Annotated in this window: 19 protein-coding genes; 12 read left to right on the forward strand and 7 right to left on the reverse strand. The window is 68.1% G+C overall.

Annotation, left to right across the window (positions count from 1 at the left end; translation table 11 throughout):
• Positions 1-16: 16 nt before the first annotated feature.
• The 3 genes from C5F75_RS19490 to uppS all read right to left on the reverse strand — a co-directional run bounded on the left by C5F75_RS19490 (position 17) and on the right by uppS (position 3,467).
• Positions 17-1,228, reverse strand: coding sequence for a winged helix-turn-helix domain-containing protein (locus tag C5F75_RS19490; RefSeq protein ID WP_059584682.1), 1,212 nt, complete (start codon positions 1,226-1,228; stop codon positions 17-19).
• Positions 1,229-1,563: 335 nt separating this feature from the next.
• Positions 1,564-2,643, reverse strand: coding sequence for a terpene synthase family protein (locus C5F75_RS19495; protein WP_104012629.1), 1,080 nt, complete (start codon positions 2,641-2,643; stop codon positions 1,564-1,566).
• A gap of 53 nt (positions 2,644-2,696) precedes the next feature.
• On the reverse strand, positions 2,697-3,467 hold the full coding sequence (gene uppS, locus C5F75_RS19500; protein ID WP_059584686.1) for a polyprenyl diphosphate synthase: 771 nt from the start codon (positions 3,465-3,467) through the stop codon (positions 2,697-2,699).
• A 34-nt stretch (positions 3,468-3,501) separates the two neighbouring features.
• On the opposite strand from uppS, the gene C5F75_RS36430 reads away from it, so the two are divergent.
• Positions 3,502-3,777, forward strand: a complete 276-nt coding sequence (locus C5F75_RS36430; RefSeq protein ID WP_144029755.1) for a hypothetical protein — start codon at positions 3,502-3,504, stop codon at positions 3,775-3,777.
• 87 nt (positions 3,778-3,864) lie between these two features.
• On the opposite strand, the gene C5F75_RS19505 is transcribed toward C5F75_RS36430, so the two are convergent.
• Complete coding sequence (locus C5F75_RS19505) at positions 3,865-5,253, reverse strand: MFS transporter (protein ID WP_059584688.1); 1,389 nt, start codon at positions 5,251-5,253, stop codon at positions 3,865-3,867.
• 381 nt (positions 5,254-5,634) lie between these two features.
• Between C5F75_RS19505 and C5F75_RS19515 the strand changes: the two genes are divergently transcribed.
• On the forward strand, positions 5,635-6,264 hold the full coding sequence (locus C5F75_RS19515) for a TetR/AcrR family transcriptional regulator (RefSeq protein ID WP_104012630.1): 630 nt from the start codon (positions 5,635-5,637) through the stop codon (positions 6,262-6,264).
• Positions 6,265-6,399: 135 nt separating this feature from the next.
• On the forward strand, positions 6,400-8,118 hold the full coding sequence (gene treA / locus C5F75_RS19520; protein ID WP_059584696.1) for an alpha,alpha-trehalase TreA: 1,719 nt from the start codon (positions 6,400-6,402) through the stop codon (positions 8,116-8,118).
• Positions 8,119-8,221: 103 nt separating this feature from the next.
• Here treA and C5F75_RS19525 read toward each other — a convergent pair whose 3' ends face one another.
• Both C5F75_RS19525 and C5F75_RS19530 read right to left on the reverse strand, forming a co-directional pair.
• Positions 8,222-9,709 (reverse strand): carbohydrate porin, encoded by a 1,488-nt coding sequence (locus C5F75_RS19525; protein WP_059584698.1) that lies wholly within the window; start codon positions 9,707-9,709, stop codon positions 8,222-8,224.
• Positions 9,710-9,794: 85 nt separating this feature from the next.
• On the reverse strand, positions 9,795-10,061 hold the full coding sequence (locus tag C5F75_RS19530) for a hypothetical protein (RefSeq protein ID WP_059584699.1): 267 nt from the start codon (positions 10,059-10,061) through the stop codon (positions 9,795-9,797).
• Between the two features lie 1,079 nt (positions 10,062-11,140).
• On the opposite strand from C5F75_RS19530, the gene C5F75_RS36835 reads away from it, so the two are divergent.
• Together C5F75_RS36835 and C5F75_RS19535 are read left to right on the forward strand one after the other, a co-directional pair.
• Complete coding sequence (locus tag C5F75_RS36835) at positions 11,141-11,278, forward strand: hypothetical protein (protein WP_167351651.1); 138 nt, start codon at positions 11,141-11,143, stop codon at positions 11,276-11,278.
• 122 nt (positions 11,279-11,400) lie between these two features.
• Positions 11,401-13,047 carry an NRAMP family divalent metal transporter gene (locus tag C5F75_RS19535; RefSeq protein WP_104012631.1) on the forward strand — a complete coding sequence of 549 codons (1,647 nt, stop codon included), beginning with the start codon at positions 11,401-11,403 and terminating at the stop codon, positions 13,045-13,047.
• Positions 13,048-13,161: 114 nt separating this feature from the next.
• Here the strand turns inward: C5F75_RS19535 and C5F75_RS19540 are convergent, their stop codons facing one another.
• On the reverse strand, positions 13,162-14,070 hold the full coding sequence (locus C5F75_RS19540; RefSeq protein WP_059585107.1) for a helix-turn-helix transcriptional regulator: 909 nt from the start codon (positions 14,068-14,070) through the stop codon (positions 13,162-13,164).
• A gap of 283 nt (positions 14,071-14,353) precedes the next feature.
• Between C5F75_RS19540 and C5F75_RS19545 the strand changes: the two genes are divergently transcribed.
• From C5F75_RS19545 to C5F75_RS19575, 7 genes are all read left to right on the forward strand, one after another.
• Positions 14,354-15,187, forward strand: a complete 834-nt coding sequence (locus C5F75_RS19545; RefSeq protein WP_059639770.1) for a helix-turn-helix transcriptional regulator — start codon at positions 14,354-14,356, stop codon at positions 15,185-15,187.
• 249 nt (positions 15,188-15,436) lie between these two features.
• Entirely contained in the window at positions 15,437-17,653 is a 2,217-nt protein-coding gene (gene sctV, locus C5F75_RS19550; protein ID WP_104012632.1) for a type III secretion system export apparatus subunit SctV, read from the forward strand.
• Positions 17,650-17,928 (forward strand): type III secretion system export apparatus subunit SctS, encoded by a 279-nt coding sequence (gene sctS / locus C5F75_RS19555; RefSeq protein ID WP_006480854.1) that lies wholly within the window; start codon positions 17,650-17,652, stop codon positions 17,926-17,928. Before sctV ends, sctS begins: the two co-directional genes overlap by 4 nt.
• Positions 17,928-19,967 carry a type III secretion system outer membrane ring subunit SctC gene (gene sctC, locus C5F75_RS19560; RefSeq protein ID WP_104012633.1) on the forward strand — a complete coding sequence of 680 codons (2,040 nt, stop codon included), beginning with the start codon at positions 17,928-17,930 and terminating at the stop codon, positions 19,965-19,967. The genes sctS and sctC overlap by 1 nt, the downstream gene beginning before the upstream one ends.
• Entirely contained in the window at positions 19,948-21,297 is a 1,350-nt protein-coding gene (gene sctD / locus C5F75_RS19565) for a type III secretion system inner membrane ring subunit SctD (RefSeq protein WP_059639767.1), read from the forward strand. The genes sctC and sctD overlap by 20 nt, the downstream gene beginning before the upstream one ends.
• Before the next feature lie 140 nt (positions 21,298-21,437).
• On the forward strand, positions 21,438-21,650 hold the full coding sequence (locus C5F75_RS19570) for a hypothetical protein (protein ID WP_006480857.1): 213 nt from the start codon (positions 21,438-21,440) through the stop codon (positions 21,648-21,650).
• A 124-nt stretch (positions 21,651-21,774) separates the two neighbouring features.
• Positions 21,775-22,251: a hypothetical protein gene (locus C5F75_RS19575; RefSeq protein WP_059585108.1), complete on the forward strand. Its 477-nt coding sequence runs from the start codon at positions 21,775-21,777 to the stop codon at positions 22,249-22,251.
• Positions 22,252-22,260 lie beyond the last annotated feature (9 nt).

The raw sequence follows: 22,260 nt of genomic DNA on the forward strand, positions 1-22,260 counted from the left end.
CGGCTGCACGCGGCGTTCAGGTGCGCGCGAATGCCTGCACGAGGGCCGGCGGCGCGTGGGCGACCGTGACCTCCGGCGTGCCGTGCCACGCCGCGAGTTTCTTCACGGCTTTCGCGACGTCGGCCGCGAGCCCGGCGCCGAAGCGCACGCCCGGCTCGACGTGCACGGCCTTCAGTTCGAACGTGCCGAGCGTGCGATGCGCTTTCGCATCGACGCGGCCCACCAGCCGGCCGCGATGCAGCACGGGCAGGCAGAAATAGCCGTAGCGCCGCTTGTGCTCGGGCGTATAGCACTCGATCGTGTAATCGAACCCGAACAGCGTCGACGCGCGCCGCCGGTCCCAGACGACCGGATCGAACGGCGACAGCAGCGTCGTGACCGTCGAGCGCAGCGTGTCGGCCGCGGCGGCCGGCAGCAGCGCATCGAGCGAGCGATGCACGTAGGCCGGCTCCTTCCAGTCGTCGATCCGCACCGGAATCAGGTCGCCGGCCTCGGCGAGCCGCTCCAGCTCCGCGCGGTACGAGCGGCGCGGCAGCCGATAGTAGTCGGCCACCCAGTCCGCGCGCACGACGCCGAGCGCGCGGCACGTGTAGTCGAGCAGCGCGGGCAGCACGGCCTCGCGCGGCGGCAGGTCGCGCGCATCGTCCCAGTCGGGCAGCACGCGTTCGCGCACGTCGTACACGCGCTGGAAATTGCGGCGCTCCGACACCATCAGGTCGCCCGTCGTGAACAGCACTTCCAGATGACGCTTTTCGGGCTTGCGATCCCACCAGCCGTTGCCCTTCACGCCGTTTTCGCGTGCGAAATCGGCCGACCGCACCGGGCCTTCTTCGCGAATCCGCGCAAGCAGCCGTTCGATCTCGGGACGATTCTGCTCGTGCCATTCGGCCGCGTATTTCCAGCCCATTCCCGACGGGTCGAGCATTTTGTAGCGCATCAGCCCGAACTGCTCGATCGGCAGAAAACACGCTTCGTGCGACCAGTATTCGAACAGGCGCGCCTCGGCGAGATGTTCGTCGAGCCAGTGCGGCGGGAAATCGCCGAGACGGCTGTACAGCACGAGATACGGGCTGCGCGCGACCACGTGGATGGTGTCGATCTGCAACTGCGCCATCCGGCGGATCGTGTCGAGCACGTCGGACTTGGTCGCCTTGCGGCGGGGTGGCGTGAGCAGGCCCTGTGCGGCGAGATGCAGGGCGCGGGCGGCGGCGGACGAAAGCGTGAGCATCGGCAGGACGGTCGAGGGTGGCGATCGGGAACCACTTTAGCGCGAAAGCGGCGCGCGCGCGCGACGTGCGGCTGCAACGCGTCTGACAATGGTTGACAGATACGTTTCGCAAGTTTCCCTATAGTGCGGTTCATGGCGCGACGACACGTGCGCGCACCGATTCCGCTTCCGACGCACATATGTCCATGGCACGCAGGAAGCGAATCCGGGATTCTCAACCCCCATCGGGAGACCCGGAGCCCTGAGCGGACATCCATGCGGCTATGCACCGGCCCCGTGTGGATGTCCGCTGATTTTTTTGTTTTTCCGGTTTTTCCTCCATTGCCCGCGACAGGTCATGCCGCGGCGCTCGTCTGTCCGGGCCGCAGCGCGCGGGACAGGTCGTAGTGTTTCGCCGCGCCGTAACGCGGCGAACCGAAGTGCCAGTCGTAGTTGCCGCGAATGTACGTCCTGGCCTCGTCGAGCAGGCGCAGCGACGCACGATCGTCGGTGCGCGCGCGCACCTTTTCTTCCAGATCGAGATAACGCGCCAGATAGCCGTTGTGGATGTCCGCCGCCGCGTCGAGCGCGGCCTGCGGCGAGAGCCCGCGTTCGTGTATCAGCACGCACACGAGATTGCTGCTCGACTCGCCGGCCTCCTTCGGATACGAGAAGATATCGTTGCACAGGCACAGGATCGCGTTGGACAGCCTGCGCAGGCGCTCGACCGCTTCGTCTGCGTAGAACGCGGCCGGCGCTTCGTAGCCCGCGGCGATATCGATCAGCGCGAACGCACCCTCGCCGCAGCCGTTGTACGTGCGGCCGGACAGGTATTCGGCCTCGCCGGGCACGACGTCGGTCGCGAACCGGCCGGCTTCCCACAGCGTCGAGAACAGGAACGTCATCATCCCCGCCACCCAGCGGGCGTACTGCACGCGCGTGGACACGGCCGCGATACGCGCGCATATGTCCTGCGTCGCGCGTTGCAGGGCGGGCAGGAACGCGGCCAGGTGCGGTAGGCGCGCCGCGAGCGCGGCGCGCAGCGGCGCGGGGTCATGGCCGGTCGGATCGGCGATCATTTCGTACAGCCACAAGTAGAGCGCCCCGAGCTCGCCCGGGGCGCGCGCGACACCGTGCAGGCTGCACAGGCCGTCGTCGATCGCGAAGATCCAGCCGTATGCGCGGGCGGTCGTGCACAGTCCGTCGAAAGACGAGTGCGCATAGACGCGCGCGCAGTATTCGCCGACCTTGCCGTGACGGATGCCGTGCGCCCAGCGCGGATCGTCGAGCAATCCGTGGCTGTTCATCCACGCGTACAGGTCGGCTTCGGCGCGCTCGGCATCGGGATGCACGGGTGTTTCGAACGGGTGGAACAGGTGCGGCAGCACCAGCGTGGGCGCCGCGGCTTCGGCGGCAACGGTTTCGACGGTGGACATGGCGTACCTCGCGGATGGCGGGTGACAACAGGTGTCGTGAGGAGCGCGCCGGGCTACTTGCCGAACCGGCGCGCGCGCTTGCCGTACGCATCGATGGCCTGTTCGAAATCGTCGCGTCCGAAATCGGGCCAGCACGTCGGCGTGAAATAGAACTCGGAGAAAGCGGTTTGCCACAGCATGAAATTCGACAGGCGCTGTTCGCCCGACGTGCGGATCACGAGGTCCGGCTCAGGCTGGCCGGCCGTATACAGCCGGCTCGCGATCGACTCCGGGCTGAGTTGCGCGAGCAACTGATCGACGGTGCCGGCCGCGACGTGCTCCGCGATCAGCGAGCGGACTGCGTGCAGCAGGTCGAGGCGGCCGCTATAGGCGACCGCGATGTTCACGTCGAGCCCGCGCGCGCGGGCCGTGCGTTGCTGCGCGGCGCCGATGCGCTCGGCCGTGGCGGGCGGCAGCTGCGTCAGGTCGCCGATCACGTGCAGGCGCCAGCGGCCGCTGGCGGCGAGCTCGTCGAAGACGTCGGCGATCACGGCGAGCAGGCCGCGCAATTCCCCGGCGTCGCGCTGGAGATTCTCGGTGGACAGCGGCCACAGCGTCACGAGCGGGATCCCGGCTTCCTCGCACCACGACAGCAGCGCATGCACGTTGCGTCCGCCGGCCCGATAGCCGTCGGCGGCCGGCAGGCCGAGGCGCTCCGCCCAGCGCCGGTTGCCGTCGAGAATGACGGCAAGATGGGTCGGCAACGGCGGCCGGGCCGCATCCGGTTCAGCGGGCGAGTCGATGGCGAATGTTTCCGGCGCGCGCAGAATCAACTCTCGAGTCATGGAGACTCCTTCGAGGCGAGATAGCGATCGAAACGTGAAACAGCGGATGGGATGGTTATCGCGACTGCTGCAATCCGGCGGGGGGATTCTGTTCGCGCCGATGCGAGCGACCATTATCGATCAATGGATTTCGGATTATCAAGTCGTTCGCATGCACGATATCGGGGCGCCCGGGCGCGCAAGCGGCCGCGCAGGCGTGGCGCGGCGCCGGCGGATATCGAAAGCGGTGATGCGCGATCGATTTTCGAGCCGATGTTATTTCGGCAAGGGGATTCGGCGAGCGGTTTGTGTGTTTCGCGCGATTGAATAAATCGCGGAATTGGAAAATAAAAGCGACGTAATACCCGGACGATCGATTGCGGCGAAAACGCTTCCGCCGCAATCGATCGGCGGCCGTTTACTGCCGCTTGCCGCGCGCGATTTCGTCGCCGGCGCCGGGCGGCAGCCGCCGCGTGATCGGAATCGACGCGAACGAGCACAGCCCGACCACCAGGAACGCGGGCCAGAAATCCGACCACACCATCGCCTGATGGCCCTGGAGCCAGTGCGACACGTGCAGCACGAGGCCGGCCACCGTGACGCCCAGGCCGAGCGACATCTGCTGCACGACGCTGCCGAGGCTCGTCGCGCGGCCGGCGTCGCGCGGCGAGATGTCCGCATAGATCATCGAATTCAGGCTCGTGAACTGCAGCGCGGGGAAGATGCCGCCGACGAGCACGATCAGCCAGATCGCCCAGGTCGCCATGCCGGGATGGAACACACCGTATGCGGCGATCGCGAGGCCCGCGAATGCCGCGTTGTAGATCAGCACCGTGCGAAAGCCGAAGCGGCGCAGCGTATGCGTGGCCGTCGAGCGGCTGACCGCGCCGCCGAGCGCGGACGCGCACGTGATGAGCCCCGAGTGGAACGCGCTCATGCCGAGCCCTTCCTGCAGCGCGAGCGGCAGCAGGAACGGCACCGCGCCGAGGCCGATGCGGAACAGCGACCCGCCGACGACGCTCGCGTGGTACGTCGGGATCTTCAGGAAACCGAGGTCGAGCACGGGGCGCGTCTTGCGGCGCGCGTACGGCACGTACAGCGCGAGCATCGCGGCGCCGGCCGCGCACATGATGATCGCGTTCGAGCGCGACGTGAGCGAGCCGTCGATCAGCGTGAGGCCCATCAGCAGCAGTGCGGCGCCGCTGGCCGACAGCAGGAAGCCGAACCAGTCGAGCGGGCCCGGATCGGGCTCGTGCGTGTTCGCGATGTGCTTGCTCGCGAGGTAGATTCCGTAGAGGCCGATCGGCACGTTGATGAAGAAGATCATCCGCCAGTGCAGGTAGGTCGTGATGAAGCCGCCGACGAGCGGCCCGACCGTGGGCCCGAACAGCGCGGGAATCGCGAGGTAGTTCATCGCGCGCACGAGATCGGCGCGCGGCACCGCGCGGAAGATGATGATGCGGCCGACCGGGACCATCATCGCGCCGCCGACGCCCTGGATGAAGCGCGCGAACGTGAGCACGCCGAGGGAGTTGGACGCCGCGCACATCAGCGAGCCGACGACGAAGATGCCGATCGCGGTGCGGAACACGGAGCGGGCGCTGAAGCGGTCGGCGAGCCAGCCGCAGATCGGGATGAACACGCCGAGACCGACCACGTAGGCCGTGATCGCGATGTTCAGCGTGACGGGGTTGTGCCCGAAGTCCCTCGCCATCGCAGGCAGTGCGGTGACGATGATGTTCGCGTCGACGCTTTCCATGAACAACGCACAGGCAACGATGAGCGGTGCTAGAAAGACGGGCGACATGAGGAGGGCGCGCGGTAAAGACGCCATTATGCCCATAATGTGAGCGCTGCGTCACGTATGACAACAGTTGTTCCGCATGTTGCAACAGTCGTCTTTTCTGACGGGTGGCGTGGAAGGGATGACTGCGCACGCGCGAGCGGTGCGCTGCTTGCCCGGTGAACAAACCCGCATCGTCGCAGCGGGGCGCGCGCGCTTTCGATACCGGGCAGGATGTCGACGCGGTGATTTCCCAACCGCGTGTCGCACGGTAAATCGACCGTGCGTGTGCGCTTGAATGCGACGAGCGGCGCGTCGGCCGGCCATGTCGATTCCTTTTGACGGCGCGGCGGTGCGTTTCTAAAATATGAGCACTTGCTCATATTCTAAACTCGCGTTCCCGCCATGTCCGAATCGTCCTCGCGCATCCCGCTCTCGCCCCGCAAGGCGCCGCGCCAGCGCCGCTCGATGGCCACCGTCGATGCGATCGTCGAGGCCGCCGCTCGCGTTCTGGAGCGCGACGGCTTCGATGGCTACACGACGAATTCCGTGGCCGCGCTGGCCGGCGTGAGCATCGGCTCCCTCTATCAATACTTCCCGAACCGCGATGCGCTGACGGCCGCGCTCGTCGAGCGCGAGAGCGCGCATCTGCTCGACGACGTCGACCGCGCGGCCGCGCGGTCGTCCTGCGACGACGTGCTGCGCGCGCTGGTGCGCGGGGCCGTCGCACACCAGATGCGCCGGCCGGCGCTCGCGCGGCTGATCGATTTCGAGGAGGCGCGGTTGCCGCTCGGCGCGCGCACCGCGCGCGTCGCGGACCGCGTCCACGCGACCTTGCTGCATGCGCTCGGGCTGCGCGATGCGCCACGCGTCGCCGCGCCCGACGTGGTCGCGCACGATCTGCTCGCGATCGTGAAAGGCATCGTCGATGCGGCAGGCGCGCGCGGCGAGACCGATGCCGATGCGCTCGAAGCGCGCGCGTGGCGGGCGGTGCGCGGTTATCTGCGGGAGTCGCGCGAATCGAAACTTGCTTGACACGCATGTTTCGTGCGACAGTCGGGCCCATTCACACCACAACATGACGCGTATCGATCGAAGGCCATCGAGACGAACGCGCGCGCGAACGAGACCTCGTGCCGATCCACCACCATCGAAAGGAGGGGACACGCCATGACGTCACGTCGTGCCGCACCGCTTGCATCGCGTTTCTCGTCGCGTCAGTCGCCGCCCGCGCCGCGTCTGCGCTGGGCCGCCGCACTGGCCATCGCCTATCTCGCCGTCGCCGGCTGTGCCGCGCAGGCCGACAATGCGCATCAGGCCGCCGCGCAAGCGGCCAGCCAGTCGGCGTTGCCGGCCACCACCGCGGCCGCTTCCGCGCCCGCGTCGGGCACGCTGCTGCCGCCGCCGAGCCAGCTCTACGGCGACCTGTTCGTCGCGGTGCAGACCGCGCAGCTCTATCCCGACCAGAAGACCTTCGTCGACGCCACGCCCGACACCGATCCCGCGACGATCGTGCAGTTGTATCAGCAACAGAAATCGCAGCCGGGTTTCTCGCTGAAGGCGTTCGTCGACCAGCATTTCACACCGCCCGCGGCAGGCGGCGTGACGCCGCCGCCGAACCAGACGCTGCGCCAGCATATCGACTGGCTGTGGCCGCAGCTCACGCGCACGAGTGTCACGGCGCCCCCGTACAGTTCGCTGATTCCGATGCCGAAGCCGTACGTCGTGCCGGGCGGCCGCTTCCGTGAAGGCTACTACTGGGACACCTATTTCACGATGCTCGGGCTGCAGGTGTCGGGGCGCGAGGATCTCGTCGACGACATGCTCGACAACTTCGCCTACCTGATCGATACGGTCGGGCACATCCCGAACGGCAATCGCACCTATTATGCGAGCCGCTCGCAGCCGCCGTTCTTCGCGTACATGGTCACGCTCGCCGCGCAGGTCGAAGGCGACAAGGTCTACCAGAAATACCTGCCGGCGCTGCGCAAGGAGCATGCGTACTGGATGCAGGGCGAAACCACGACGCCGCGCGGGCAGGCCGCGCGCCACGTGGTCACGATGCCCGACGGCGCGGTGCTGAACCGCTACTGGGATGCGAGCGACACGCCGCGCGACGAATCGTATCTCCAGGACGTGACGACCGCGAAATCGGTGCCGTCCCGTCCGGCGAACGAGGTGTACCGCGACCTGCGCGCGGGCGCCGAAAGCGGCTGGGACTACAGCTCGCGCTGGTTCGGAGACGGCAAGACGCTCGCGACGATCCGCACGACCTCGATCGTGCCGGTCGACCTGAACAGCCTGATGTTCCATCTCGAGACGACCATCGTGAAGGGCTGCGCGCTCACGCGCGACATCGGCTGCGTGGCCGATTTCTCGGCGCGGGCTGGACGGCGTGCGGCCGCGATCAATCACTACCTGTGGAACCGTCGCGGCTATTACGGCGACTATGACTGGCAGTTGCGCAAGCCGCGCGACGGCGTGACGGCGGCCGCGCTGTATCCGCTGTTCGCGGGCGTGGCGTGGCCGGAGCGCGCGAAGGCGACCGCGCGCGAAGTGCGCAAGACGCTGCTGCAGCCGGGCGGCCTCGTGACGACGACCGAGCACACGGGCCAGCAATGGGATGCGCCGAACGGCTGGGCGCCGCTGCAGTGGATCGCGATCGACGGGCTGCGCCGTTACGGCGAACCGGCGCTCGCGAAGGACATCGGCACGCGATTCCTGGCCGACGTGAAGCAGGTGTACGCGACCGAAGGCAAGCTGGTCGAGAAGTACGTGGTCGAAGGCACGGGCACGGGCGGCGGCGGAGGGGGCGAATATCCGTTGCAGGACGGCTTCGGCTGGACCAACGGCGTCACGCTGAAACTGCTCGGGCTGTACGGCGAATAACGTGTGGTGCGCGGGAGGGGCCGCATGCCCGTACCGCAGGCCACCGCACGGGCCGGACCGTCGCGCAAGCGGCCGGCCGGCCCGGGTCTTCATGCGGCTCGCATCAGAACGTGATCGTCGTGCGCACGCCGACCACGGTTTCGTCGCCGATGCGCGCGCCGACCGTGTTCGGGTTCGGGATGCCGCCGCCCGGACGGAAGAAGTGCTGCAGGTCGGCCTGCACTTGCCACCAGGGCGCGACCTGATACTGGTAGGTCGCCTCGATCACGGTTTCCGCGCGGCGCACCGGATAGCCGGGCGTCGTGTACACGCCGGTATCGCCGTCGAGGCCGCGCGCATGCGAGCCGATCTTCGCGTAGCCGATCGCGATGCCGGCGACGTCGTTGTCGCGTCCGGCGAACGGCGCCTTCAGCGTCACGCCGGCATTGGCCGCGAAATCGACGACATTGCGGTCGCCGGGCGAGCCCATCACGCGCGCGAACACGCCGACCGAGCGCGGGCTGTCGGCCGACGGCCGCCACACCATTTGATCCGCGACCGCATAGAAGCCGTAGTTGCCGCGATGCGTGGCGGGCGTGCCGTTGCTCGCCGGATCGGCGAGCGACAGCCCGTCGGTGCCGTAGCGCGGATCGTTCGCGTGCTGCGAGTGATACCAGACGCCGAGCTTGTACGTGCCGGGCAGGCCGGCCGGCTGCGGCGCCTTCGGGTCGGCGGGCGGCGCGTTCAGCGCGTACTGCACTTCGCCGATCACGAATGCGCCGCTGCGCAGGTTGAAGTTGGTGCCGTGCGCGTTCAGCACCTGCGCGTCGCCGTCGGTGCGGCCGGCCGGGTTGCCGTCGAATACGCCGACCATCGCGGTCCACGCGTCGGCCGGCTTCACGCGCAGCCGCACGCCGAGCGACGACAGCGGATATGCGGGGCCGCCGGACGGCAGGTCGGTGGACGGCAGCACTGGCCAGCCGAACGTCGCGTTCATGAACGTCGCCGCGTTCTCGCTCACCATGAATTCCTGGTCGACGCTCTGCTGGCCGACTTTCACGTCGACCTTGCCGTCGAGCAGCGACTGCTGATACCAGAGCTCCCACAGGCGCGTGGTCGAATTGGCCTCGATGCCGGTCGCGGTCTGCAAGGTTTGCAGGTAGCGCTGCGACAGGTTGGTGCCGTGGATCTGCAGCCCCGACACGTTGAACGTGCCGCCCGGCAGGCCGATCGCCTTGCCGGTATCGACGTTGAAACCGAATTGCGTGAGCCCCTGGTACGCGCCGCCGCGGCCCGTGCCGCCGGACGCGTTGTACAGGTATTCGCTGGTTTCCTGCAGGCTCAGCGTGACGCCGTGTTCGTCGAGCACGTCGCGCAGGCCGCCCATGTTGCCGAGCAGATTCGAACGCTCCCACAAGCCGGTGGGCGCGGGCGCGGCGGCATCGGCGGCCGGTGGTTGCGCGGGGGCGGCGGCATCGTTCGTGCCGGCCGCCGGTTCGGCGGCGGCAGCCGAGGCTTGTGCGAATGCGGATGCGGTGGCGAGCGACAGCAGCAGCGCGGCGAGCGCGTCGAGGCGAAGCTTGCGCGGGACGGGAGCGAGCGGGTTCTTCATTTGGGTTGGCAGATTGATCAGGTTGGCTGAAGAAACGGGAACGTGATGCGGGCCGCATGGCGAGACGGCCCGCATGGGGAAGGACTTACGGCAGCCAGCCGCCGACGCGCCACACCTGCGCGAAGCCGACGTGTGACGCGGCCGAGCACAGTAGCGCGACGAGCGCGACCGCGGCCGCCGTCGCTGCGATCAGCACGCAATCGAGCGGGCGGGGCGCCGCGGGGACGTGGGCGAGGGCCAGGCCACGCCAGCGGCCGAATGCCCGGGCGAGCGGCGAGAAGCCGGAAAACGAGCGGTCGCACGCGACGTGCACGACGCGCTTGAACTTGAACGCGAACGATTGAAAGAACATGACGCTGCCTCCGTTCCGTCCGGCGAACGCCGGACGACGTGATCGAGCGCGGGTGCATGACGCGGCCTGCGATCGGAGGGTGGAACATGGCGAAGCGTGCGACTGACGAACCGGCGATGGCCGGCCCGGATGGAGGCGCGCTAACCCGACGAGTGCGAGCTAGCGGCGAAAGACATGCGTCTGGCTGCTATCTCGCGATGGCTTGGCCGGCCTGGACCGGCATCGAACTGCAACTAGAGCATGCGTCCACGGAGGGACTCCCGTAATGAATTGGGGCGGATTGTAGTCGCGACTTTTGCTGCGGCGCAAGTAAAAAACGCATGACGGTTGCGCTGCGTGGTGTGCGTGTCGCAGCGGCGCGCGGCGGCCACGTACCCGCTCCGCGAGCGCGACGAGGGCGCGCGGCCGAGGTCGGGCCGTTGCTGCCGCGCATCGGCGCATCGTTGCGTCGTGACGACGCTGAAAGGTTTCAGAACGTCAATTCAAGGGCAAATCTTTCAGTCGCATCATGCGGGGAATTTATTTCGAAAAATGGGGTTTCAAGGGGTTGACTTCGCTTTCGCGCGATCCATAGAATCCGCCATCTTCACTCTTGGGGCCGCCGCCTTGGACGCCTGCAGTAGTCGATCTTCGAACGAAATTTCCGCCTGAGCGACCGACGTCCGCGCCTCATCGAAGCCGCCGTTTGTCTGCCAGGCAAACGGTGCGCGCAGCAGTATTCCGCAGCCACTCCCTACGTGCACCCAGATTCGCGCCGGTTAGCGTGATGCGTTCTCGCATGCGTTGCCCGGTTTCACCGCCGCCAGGCAGGCGGTCGCGTTCGCGCATCCGTTCTCCGGGCGCGCGAATGCCGGCCCGCCGGCCGGACGGCGGTCAACCGTGTTCCCCGGAACACCGCACAGGAGCCGCCATGAACGACAGTGACAGTTGTCCCTTATGCCCGTTGCATACGCAGACCCTTTCGAATCCGGGTCGCGGGGACAATCCGGCCGACTAGCCTGACACGTCGTTCAGGCCCCGGACTGGCCCCGCGCCCATCACGCGGCCGGCACGCTGCCGTCGCCGCACGGAGCCAGACCATGAACTTCGGCCTTCTGCTGTCGAACCTTCCGCACGTCACGGAATCGCGCCAGCACTACGACGCGATGCTGACGCTCGACGCCCGTCCGCGGGTGTTCTCCCGTCTGCTGGACCAGCTGAAAGCATTGATCCACTGAAAAGAAGCGCCGAGCGCGCCTCGGCATGCGCACGCGCGGCCGCCTTCGAGCGGCCGCCCCGTGCGCATTCCAAGGTCGCACGCTCATCGAATCGCATAACCCTTAGCCGTACGGAACACATCATGTCCACGCCCTCCAACGTCTCTCCACCGATCCCGGTCGAGCGCGGCGCCGTGCTCGACGAAGCCCATCTGGGCGACATCCGCGGTGCGCTCGGCACCATCTCGCACCACGACACCGGCGCGCGCGGCACGTGGTGGGCGCGCCTGCGCACGCTGCTCGCGATCATCGGCCCGGGGCTGATCGTGATGGTCGGCGACAACGACGCCGGCGCATTCGGCACCTATACGCAGGCCGGCCAGAACTACGGCACGACGCTGCTGTGGACGTTGCTGCTGCTCGTGCCCGTGCTGTACGTGAACCAGGAAATGGTGCTGCGCCTCGGCGCGGTCACGGGCGTCGGCCATGCGCGCCTGATCTTCGAGCGCTTCGGCAAGTTCTGGGGCGCGTTCAGCGTGATCGACCTGTTCCTGCTCAACGCGCTGACCATCGTCACCGAGTTCATCGGCATCACCTTCGTGCTCGATTTCTTCGGATTGCCGAAGGTGGCCGGCGTATGCGTGGCCGCGGCGCTGACGATGGCCGCGGTGAGTACCGGCGATTTCCGGCGCTTCGAGCGGTTCGCGATCGGGCTGTGCGTGCTGAGCCTGCTGCTCGTGCCGGTGCTCGTGTCGATCCACCCGCCCGTCGCGCAGATGACGCGCGATTTCTTCGTGCCGAACTGGCCCGCGCACGCGAAGCTGTCGGACGTGATGCTGCTCGTGATCGGTATCGTCGGCACGACGGTCGCGCCGTGGCAGTTGTTCTTCCAGCAAAGCTACGTGATCGACAAGCGCATCACGCCGCGCTTCATGAAATATGAAAAGGCCGACTTGTGGATCGGCATCGCGTTCGTGCTGGTCGGCGCGGTCGCGATGATCGGCTTCAGCTCGGCGCTGTTCGGCGGCCATCCGGAAGCCGGCAACTTCACCGACGCGGGCGGCGTCATCGCGGGCCTCGAGAAGTATGCGGGCCGCACGAGCGCGACGCTGTTCGCCGTCGCGCTGCTCGACGCGTGCATCATCGGCGCGGCGGCCGTGTCGCTGTCGACCGCGTACGCGATCGGCGACGTATTCAGGATCCGCCACTCGCTGCACCGCGGGGTGACCGACGCGAAGGGCTTCTATCTCGTCTATTTCGGCATCATCGCGGCCGCGGCCGCGCTCGTGCTGATCCCGGGCAGCCCGCTCGGCCTGCTGACCGAAGCCGTGCAGACGCTGGCCGGCGTGCTGCTGCCGAGCGCGACGGTGTTCCTGCTGGTGCTGTGCAACGACCGCCAGGTGCTTGGGCCCTGGGTCAACTCGACGAAGCTCAACATATTTACGGGCGCGGTGATCTGGGTGCTGGTGCTGCTGTCGATCATCCTGACCGCGTCGGTGATGTATCCGGACATCAGCGGCGAGGCGATCGTCGACGTGCTGGTGGGCGGCACCGTGCTCGCGATCGCCGGCTATCTCGCGACGGTACTGATTCGCCGCAACAGGCGCGTCGTCGAGCCGGCCATCGATCGTTCGCTGCGCGACACGTGGCGCATGCCGCCGCTCGATACGCTCGAACCGCAGAACATGACGCTCGCGACGCGGATCTGGATGGCCGTGCTGCGCGGCTATCTGGTGATCGCGGTCGGCCTCGTGATCGTGAAGGTCGTGCAGATGACGCTGATGAAGTAACGGCGATCGTCCGCCAGCAAGCGGCGCCGCGCCGCCACCCGCACATGCCGGCCCGCGAGGCCGGCATGTGCGTTGACGCGTTCGTCGGCGCGAAACCGCGCTGCGCCGCCGTCGTCAGATCAACTCGAGCTTCGACGTCAGATAGGTGAGCTGGATCCGGTTCGCGACGCCGAAGCGCTTGCGCAGCTTGCGCAGGTGATAGTCGACGTTGTGCGCGCTGGTGTCGAGACGCCGGCCGATTTCCTTGTCGGACGCGCCTTCGGCGATGCCGAGCAGCAGTTCCTGCTCGAACGGCGTGAGCCCGTTGACCGCGCGCTCGCGCGACGTCGAGATCAATTGCGGCGACGCGAACTTGTGTACCGACAGCCCGATCGACAGCGCCTGCTCGATCGTCGCCGGCGTGATCCATTCGCGCGTGCGGCGCGGCGCGGTGAAGCTCATGAACGCGTGCAGCCGCGTGCCCGGCACGGCCATCGAATACATGATGCCGCTGCACATCCCGTCGTCCTGCATCGTCTGCAGGAAGCCGTCGAGCGCGGCAGGGCTCACGCGCGGCGCGTCGTCGCGCTCGCGGTGCTCGCGGCGCAATTGCTGCAGATCCCACACGATCGGCATGTTGCACACGCGCGCGCCGAGCGTGCGCGGATCGACGTCGTGATGGTTGTGGCGCACGTAGTCGCCGCGATAGGTGGCCGGCGTGAACGCCTCGTGCAGGTAGAGACTTTCGACGCGCTCGCGCGTGAATTCGAGTGCGAAGTACGCGAACGTCGAGAAGCCTGTCAGATGCAGCAGGCTCGTGACGATCCGGTTGCGCTCGGCCGTGCTCTGCGCGTGCGCGAGCGTATCGGCCACGCCGAGCTTCGGCGCGTGCGGCTGCGCGACGTCGCCGCGCTTCACGTCGTCGCACCAGACGACCTGCACGGTGCGCTCGCGCAGCGCGTCCGCGCCTGCGTCCGATCCGCGCGACGCGCGCGGCAAGGTGGTTGGGGCGACCGCTTCTTCGTGCAATGCAATATCGGACATGAGCCATCCCTCGGAATCGACGCGCATCGCCTGGCGGCGGCCGTATCGTGTACGGCATTCGCGGCGGTGCGACAGAGCATCGTTGTGATCTGCGCCGACCGTCATCCCTGACGAAACGCGGGGGCATTGTACAAAAATGCCGGTGTGTGGGTAATATGCCGTAATACTAATGTCGGCGAAAGGTTCATGTTCGCGCGCGTATAACGACGACCAGAAAATCATAAAGAAAAGACCAGATCGTGACGGGGCGCAGTTTCACATAATGGGAAAGGGTGGGCTCCTCATGACATATGCTGACGGCGCACCACGCGTCGAATGGTTCTCACAAGCCGATATAGCGGCCGCGGCCGCTTATTCGAACGAATATCACGCAATCGAGCGTGACGTTTTTACCGGTATTCAAATAGCACCCGGTAAAACCGACCTCGCGTCATTCGATTTCGCGCAATGCCATGCGCGATTGCGGCAAATCGGATTCAGTACGCTCGGTTACGGCGCCTACGAAATGATCGGGCGGCGCATTCTGCGCGCGCATCTGCTGCGCGACCTCGCGCCGGCGACGTTCATGCAGCCGTTCATCGAAGGGATGCTGTACGACAGCGACCCGCGCTTCGCGCAGGTGCGGCAGAGCGGCTTTCCGGTCGCGTGGCGGCTCGACGAGATCGAGGCGGCCGCGCACGGCAGCGGCGACCGCAAGGTGCTGGCGCTCGCCGGCCATCTGCGCGCGCATGCGATGAACAGCGGCGTGATCTTCAGCCTGTCGGCGCCGCGCCTCGACCTGCGCGTCGCGGTGAACCTGACGTCGGAAACGCACGGCACCGAATGGATCGACGATCGCGTGATCGGCGGCGCGCTGTCGGTCAGCCTTGCCGTGCATCGCGTCGCGCTGCCGTTTCTCGAGGCGCGCGTCGCGCGCATGCGCGGCTTCGCGCTCGCCGACGAGCAGCAGCAGGTGCTCGACCGGCTCGTGCACGGGCTGTCCGACCAGGAGATCGCGAGCGCGCTGCGCACGTCGCTGCACAAGGTCGGGCACCACATCCGCTCGCTGGAAAAGCTCTTCAACGTGCAGAACCGCGCGCAGCTCGCGTACCTCGCCGCGCGGCGGCTGCCGTCCTGACGTAAGCCTGCCGGACACGCGCGCCGGCGCCCGCGGCGCGCGATGGAAGCGGTTCCGGCGGCGCGTGCCCGAGCGGGCCGCCGGGTTTCGTAGTCCGATTCGATCGTCTGAGGAAAACGCGCTTTCACGCTACGAGGCGCGCTTCTTTTTCCGCGGTTTCCCATCGCTACACTCGTCCCATTCAACGGTCCGCGCAGCACGGGAAGGGTTGCCCGTGCCAGCCGGCGATAACGACAGGACAACGGCACGATGGCTGAACCGAAGGCGCTCCCCCGCGACTGGCAGCGGTTGTTTTCCGCCGGCCGCGGCGTGTCCGGACGGCGCCTCGGAGGCGCCTCGCCGCGCGCCGACCTGTTTCTCGCGACCTTCATCGTCGCGGTCGTCGCGCTGTTCATCCTGCCGCTGCCGCAGGCCGCGCTCGACGGGATGATCTCGCTGAATCTCGCGGCGAGCGTCGTGCTGCTGACGGTGTCGACCTATGTGCCGTCGGCGGTCAGCTTCTCGTCGTTTCCCGCGCTGCTGCTGTTTACGACGCTGTTCCGGCTCGCGCTGAACATCGCGTCGTGCAAGCTGATCCTGCTGCATGCGAACGCCGGCCACGTGATCGACGCGTTCGGGCGGCTGGTGGTCGGCAACAACGTGGTGGTGGGCGGCGTCGTGTTCCTCGTGATCGCGGTCGTGCAGTTCATCGTGATCGCGAAAGGGTCGGAGCGGGTGGCCGAAGTCGGCGCGCGCTTCTCGCTCGATGCGATGCCGGGCAAGCAGATGAGCATCGATGCGGACTTGCGCGCGGGCATCATCAGCGCCGACGAGGCGCGCGAGCGCCGCGAGAAGCTCGAGCAGGAATCGCAGATGCACGGCGCGATGGACGGCGCGATGAAGTTCGTGAAGGGCGACGCGATCGCGGGCCTCGTGATCGCGTTCATCAACATCGTCGCGGGGATCGCGGTCGGCACGCTGATGCACGGGATGGACATCGGCGAGGCGCTGCAGCGTTACGCGATCCTGACGGTCGGCGACGGGATGGCGTCGCAGATTCCGTCGCTGCTGGTATCGATCGCGGCCGGCATCGTGACGACGCGCGTCGCGACGCGCGATGCGCGGCAGCGCCAGCTCGGCGAACAGCTCGGCGAGCAACTGGGCGCGCACCCGCGCGCGCTGCTGATCGCGGCGTTCGTGCTGAGCGGCTTTCTGGTCGTGCCCGGCTTTCCGAAATGGTCGTTCGCGCTGATCGCGCTCGGCCTCGGCGCCTTCGCGTTCACGCAGTTGAAGCGCAAGACGTCCGCGCCGAGCTTCAACCTGATTCATGTCGCGGGGCGCGTCGGCGCGGCCGACGACGGCCAGCCGGCGAAGGTGTCGCACGCGGCCGGCGTCACGTCGCTGATCGCGGTGTCGCTGTCCGACGACCTGCGTACGGGCCTGAACCTCGCGCAACTGCAGGCGGCGCTGTCGAGCGTGAAGGCGCGCGTCGACGCGGACATCGGCACGGTGTTTCCGCGCATCACGCTGAACGACGACGAGGGCGCGCCGGCCGGCACGTACCGGATCTACCTGCAGGACGTGCTCGCCGCGCACGGCGCGCTGAAGCCGGGCTGGCTGCTGTGGGACGGCGTCGCGCCGCTGCCGGAGCGTGCGGAGCGCCAGCCGGCCGAGGCGTTCGGCCCGTTCGCGACCGCGCTGTGGATCAAGCCCGACGGCGCGGCGCCGGACGGCAAGTGGCTGTCGAGCGAAAGCGCGCTGGCCGCGCACGTCGAGCAGATCGTGCGCCAGCATGCGGACGAATTGCTCGGCATCCAGGAGACGCAGGCGCTCGTGCATCTGGTGCGTCGCGATCATCCGGAGCTCGTCGGCGAACTGACGCGGCTCGTGCCGTTGCAGCGCGTGACCGAGGTGCTGCGCCGGCTGCTCGCCGAACAGGTGCCGATCCGCAACCTGCGCGTGATCTTCGAGAGCCTGATCACGTGGGCGCCGAACGAGCCCGACGACGTGATCGCGCTGGTCGAACTCGTGCGCGTCGATCTGCGCCGGATGATCACCGATCGTCACGCGGGCACGGCGCGCCAGCTGCGGGTCGTGCTGTTCGAGCAGAACCTGCAGGAGCGGATCGAGCGCGCGGTGATGCGCACGAAACAGGGCAATTTCCTCGCGCTGTCGAGCGCGGTCAAGCAGGACATCGGCGAACAGGTGCGCGCGATCGTGCAGGCCGCGCAGGCGGCCGGTCCCGGCGGCCACAGTGGCCACGGCAACGCGCCGGGCGCCGCGCGGCTCGCGGTGATGGTCGCGCTCGGCGCGCGCCGCTACGTGAAGACGATCCTGCAGCCGGTGCTGCCCGACCTCGCGGTGCTGTCGTACCAGGAAGTCGAGGAGGACGTGCAGTTGCATACGGTCGGCTGGGTGAAGAACCCGCCGGACGACGGCACGGTCGGCGCGGGCGCCGACGTGCGCGCGCCGGGAGCCGTGCAATGACGAGCTCGACGATCCTCGACCTGACGCGCCAGGCGCTGATGCTCGTGCTGCTGCTGTCGCTGCCGATCGTGCTGATCGCGACCGTCACAGGCCTCGTCGTCGCGATCCTGCAGGCCGTCACGCAGGTGCAGGACGCCAATATCGGCATCGCGGTGCGGCTGATCGCCGTGATGGTCGCGCTCGTGCTGCTGTCGGGCTGGCTCGGCGGCGAAGTGCTGCGCTTCGCGCAGCAGGCGCTGGAACGCATGTTCGTTTCTTCAACAGGAGTCCTTTGATGCGTCGACGCGTCGCCTCGATCCGGTTTCAACCGCGCAGCCTGCAACGGGCCGCGCTTGCCGTGTGCGCGACCGCGCTGCTCACGGCGTCGCTGTGCATGGCGCCCGCGCAGCATGCGCGCGCGGCGGACCTGCGCTGGCGCAACAAGCCGTTCACGATCGTCGCGAACGGCAAGAAGATCGGCGACTTCATCCGCGAGCTCGCGTCGTCGCAGGGCGTGACGGCGGTGGTCGACCCGAAGGTCGACGGCGTGATCAGCGGCCGCTTTTCCGGCACGCCGCAGCAGACGCTCGACACGATCTGCTCGACCTACGGGCTCACGTGGTACTACGACGGCTCGTTCCTGTACGTCGATCCGGCCGACCAGTCGCAGACGCAGATGATCCCGATCCCGCCGAACGCATCCGGCGAAATCGGCCGTGCGCTGCAGGCGATGCAGATTCCGGACAAGCGCTACACGCTGGTGATCAACGACCGCTCGAACAGCGTGTACGTGGCCGGCCCGCGCCGCTATGTCGAACTCGTGCGGCAGGCGATCGGCTCGGTCGGCGATCCGTCGGCGAACGGCGCGCATGCGGATATCCGCGCATTCCGGCTGAAATACGGCTGGGCGTCGGACTTCACGATCAACCGCTCGGGCAAGGAAGTGACGGTGCCGGGCGTCGCGACGATCCTGCGCCGGCTGTTCGGCAAGACCGGCGACACGGCCGCGGCGCCGGCGAGCACGCCGCTCGGCCAGGCCGCGCGACAGGTGAAGCTTGGCTCGGGGCTGACGATCGCGGTGCCGCGGCTCGACTTCCCCGACATCTCCGGCGGCCCGCGGCAGAGCGGTTATGGCGGTACGGACGGCGGCATGGGCGGCGGCTTGTCGCCGTTCTCGACCGGCGGCGGCGACACGCTGCCGCAGATCGTCGCCGATCCGGCGATCAACGCGGTGATCGTGCGCGACCTGCCGGAGAACATGTATCGCTACCAGTCGCTGATCGGCCAGCTCGACGAGCGGCCGCGCATCGTCGAGATCAACGTGACGATCATCGACATCAACGAGGATTCGCTCGACAGCCTCGGGATCGACTGGCGCCTGCACACGACGCACGGCGACGTGCAGATCGGCAACGGCCAGAACCCGCTGAACGGCAACACGCAGTACAACGGCGTCGGCAACCCGCCGCTGACGTTCGGCATCGGCACGTCGGAAACCGGGCAGACCGGCGCGTTCATGCCGACCGGCATCGCGCTGACCGCGTCGATCGGCGGGTCGCTGCGCAACTACCTGCTCACGCGCGTGAACGCGCTCGCGCAGAAGGGTCAGGCCCAACTGCGATCGAAGCCGAAGGTGCTCGCGCTCGACAACACCGAGGCGATCCTCGAAAACCTCACGCAGTTCTACGTGCAGGTGCCCGGCTACCAGGATTCGTCGCTGTACAGCGTGACGACCGGCACCAGCATCAAGGTGACGCCGATGATCGTCGACGAGGCGATCCGCAACGCCGCGGCCGTGTCCGGCAGCCCCCAGAGCGTGATGATGTCGATCGACATCCAGGACGGCAACATCGTGCCGGGGCAGGCCGTGTCGAACGTGCCGGTGATCCAGCAGCGCAACATCGTCACCAAGACGATGATCGACGAAGGCAAGAGCCTCCTGATCGCCGGCTTCAACGACGACGAGGTGCGGCTGAACAAGAGCGGCGTGCCCTGGCTGTCTGACATTCCGCTGATCGGCAACCTGTTCAAGTACACCGACAAGTCGGGCAACCACATGGAGCGCTTCTACCTGCTGACGCCGCGCGTCGTGACGAACGCGTCGATGTATGCGCCGGACGGCTCGCCCGTGAACCCGGGCGTCGACGGTCCGGCGAACCCGGAGGGGATGTCGATGTATCGGCCGCCGGACAACGACGTCACGGTGCCGCTGACGCCGAAGCCGCTGCCCGGCACGAAGTTCGGTCCGCCCGCGTTGCCGCCGCCCGTGGGCGCGGCGTCGCAGCCGGCGGCGACGACCGCAGGAGTGGTCACGCATGTCGACGAGCATCATTGATCCGCACGGCGACGGCGCATTGCCCGGCGGCGCGGCCGGCGCGGGGGCCGGTTCGGCCGCGCTCGCGTCGCCGTGGAACCTGTGCTTCCTGAGCGGGCCGATGTACGGCCGCACGATGTCGCTCGCGCGCGGCGCGAACTGGGTCGGCACGGCGGCCGACTGCGAAGTGATCCTGCCCGATCGCGAGATCGGCGCGAAGCAGGTGTGCCTGCAGGTCGGCGCGCTCGCGGTGACCGTGCAGAACCACGGCGGCGACACCGGCGCGCCGGTGCTGTTCAACGACGAGCCGCTCGGCGCCGGCCGCCGCTCGCTGACGCCGAACGACGTCGTGACCGTCGGCTCGATCCGGCTCGGCATCGCACGGCATGCGCAGGCGAGCGTCGCGGTGCCCGACGAAACGGATGCGCCGGACGCCGCGCGCGAGGCCGCGTGGCTCGGCTGGCTCACGGGCGGGCTGCGGCGGCTGGGCAGCCGGCGGCTCGTGATCGCGCTGGTCGCGCTGTGGGTCGGCGTGCTGCTCGGCGCGCTCGGCTACGGCTTCGTCGCGTGGTCGGGCCGGCTGCCGTGGCAGCACGAATCGGTGCTCGCGCGCACGCACCGGCTGCAGCAACTGCTGCACGCGTATCCGGAGCTGGCGGTCGCGCCGCGCGACGACGGCGTGATCGTGTCGGGCTACGTGAGCGACCCGGCCGCGCGCGAGCGCGTCGCGCAGATCGTCGCGGGCGTCGACAACGCGGCGCTCGGCAACATCTACGTGGTCAGCGATCTGGTCGCGACCGCGCAGACCTATTTCAGCGACACGGCGCTGACGGTCACGTATCTCGGCCGCGGCCGGATCGAGCTGACGGGCGCGGCCGCGCGCGCGCAGATCGAGCCGCGCATCCGCAACTACATGAAGGATGCGCGCCCGGCGCTCGAGGTGGTCGATCACGTGCGCGATGCCGACGCGGCCGCGCCGCGCACGGCGACGACGCTCGGCGGCACGGCGGGCATTCCGGAGATCACGACCGTGTTCGCCGGCGACGGCGACCAGCGCTACATCGAGACGGTCGACGGCAGCCGCTATTTCGAAGGTGCGCGGATGAAGGAAGGCGCGACGGTCGTGTCGATCGGCCCGGACGAAGTGGTGTTCGCACGCAACGGCCAGCGCATCACGATGCCGCTCGGCGGCGCGCCGGCGAGCGCGCCCGAGCAGGCGAGCGCGCCGCCCGTGGCGCCGCTCGCGAGCGGCGCGGCGGCCGGCGTCGCGCGGCCGGTGCCAGGGCCGACGCTGCTGCCCGGCGAGCCGGCGGCCGGTGTCGGGGTATCGGCGAAGGAGGCGGCGCATTAGCGTCGCGACGAATCAGGCGCAGCGCGTTTCGCGATGCGCGCATCACGCGACACGCCGCATGCATGCGGCGCGTCACGTCGCCGGCGGGGCATGGGGCCGCCGCCGGAATGTGGAGTGTGGTTCACGTAAAGGAGCGAAGCATGGGTACCTCGGCAGCAGGTGGTGTGACGAACACGGGCGACGTGCAGAAGCAGGCCGACGACCTGACCAAGACGCAGCTCGAACTGACGAAGATCAATTTCCAGGTTCAGCAATCGACTGCGACGTTCGAAACCAGCAACGCAGTGACCGCGCAGGAGGGGACGGCGAACGCCCAGGTTGCGCAACACCTGAGTTCCGCCGGCCGCGCGTGACGCCGGTCGCCGGCCGGGCCGCGCGACGCCGCGTGCCGGAGCCGCCCACGACGGGCGCCCGGCATGGCGTGTGCGCGTGCCGGCCGGCCCGTTTCCGGCCCTGCCGGTCAAGGAGGACACGATCATGTCGGTAACAGGCGTAGGCGCGGCGCCGCCGGGCGCAGCCGCGCTCGCGGGCGCCGCGCAGCAAACGGGCGCGACGTCCGATCCGGCGCAGGTGCGCCAGTTCGATGCGCTGATGCAGCCGGGCGCGTCGCCGGCCGCTGCGCCGTCTTCGTCGGGCGTCGCGATGTCGCGCGCGCCGGCGGATGCGGCGCCGGCCGTGCGGATGACGCCCGCGCAGGCGAACCCGTCGTCGCTCGTCGAGCGGTTGCGCACGTACGGCAACGATCTCGATTCGCGGTACGCGAACATCGACAAGCATCGCACCGAGATGCTGACGTCGATGGCGGACAGCCGCAGCGATCCGCTGATGACGATGGTGAAGGCGATGGATTTCCAGTGGACGGCAACCACCACGATTTCGGAATACCAGTTGAGCCTGTCGGTTGCGCAGGCGGCGAACGGCTTCACGCATACGGTGCTGAAGACGCAGGAGTGAAAGCGCGTG

The organism is Burkholderia anthinoferrum, from assembly GCF_002925705.1.
In the GTDB taxonomy this organism is placed as follows: Bacteria; Pseudomonadota; Gammaproteobacteria; order Burkholderiales; family Burkholderiaceae; genus Burkholderia; species Burkholderia semiarida.